Below are 937 nucleotides of genomic sequence, written 5' to 3'. Positions count from 1 at the left end.
AAGCTGTTACAGATTTAACACCAGCTCAACAAACTGGTAAGAAAGATGGAGAGACTGTAACTCCAACAGCTCCAACACAAACAGAAGTAGAAGATAAAGAAAATGATGGAAAATGGACTTTCGAAGGCTATAAAGACCAAGATCCAGATACAACAGATGTTGACGCAAAAGTAAATGGAGCAGATGTAACATTCGAAGGAAAATGGAAATTCACACCAAACAAACACGAAGTAACATACGAATACGTAAGTGGAACAGAAGGTAAAGAACTACCAGAAGCATTAAAAGTAAAAGCTCCAGCAAAAGTAACAGACAAAGTCAAAGGCGATAAAGTAACATCCCCAGTACCAACAGGAGAAGACGCTACATTTAGAGATGAAACAAACAAGGGAACATGGAAATTCAAGTCTTTTGACAAGAGCGATGTAACAATTACTGATAAAGACGAAAAAGTCACAGGAACATGGGAATTTACCCCAGATCCAGAACCAGAAAAATACAACGTAACCCACAAATTTGTAAGTAAAGATCCAAACAAAGAACTTCCAAAAGAAGTACTAGATCTACTACCAGCAAATCAAACAGGAAAAGAAAAAGGTGATGTAGTAAAACCTACAGAACCTACTACTAAAACAGTAAATGTTGAAGATGGAACTTGGACTTTTGTAAAATATGACAAAGACCAAGAAACTATCGACAACAAAGATGTAGAATTCACAGGAACTTGGGAATTTACTCCAAAAACAACTCCTGCTGATTACAATGTAAATCATAAATTTGTATCATCAACAGAAGGCAAAACTCTTCCAAAAGCTGTTACAGATTTAACACCAGCTCAACAAACTGGTAAGAAAGATGGAGAGACTGTAACTCCAACAGCTCCAACACAAACAGAAGTAGAAGATAAAGAAAATGATGGAAAATGGACTTTCGAAGG

General features: G+C 36.5%; 1 protein-coding gene. It reads left to right on the top strand.

Annotation, left to right across the window (positions count from 1 at the left end):
• Nucleotides 1-937, top strand: a 937-nt coding sequence (locus CS884_RS00090) for an SHIRT domain-containing protein (protein WP_219350567.1), incomplete at both ends; no start/stop codon positions are given.

Origin of the sequence: Anaerococcus sp. Marseille-P3625, from assembly GCF_900232825.1 — a bacterium.
Lineage (GTDB): Bacteria > Bacillota > Clostridia > Tissierellales > Peptoniphilaceae > Anaerococcus.
Note: the sequence above shows the minus strand (reverse complement) of the source record. Positions and strands in the feature narration are given on the sequence as shown.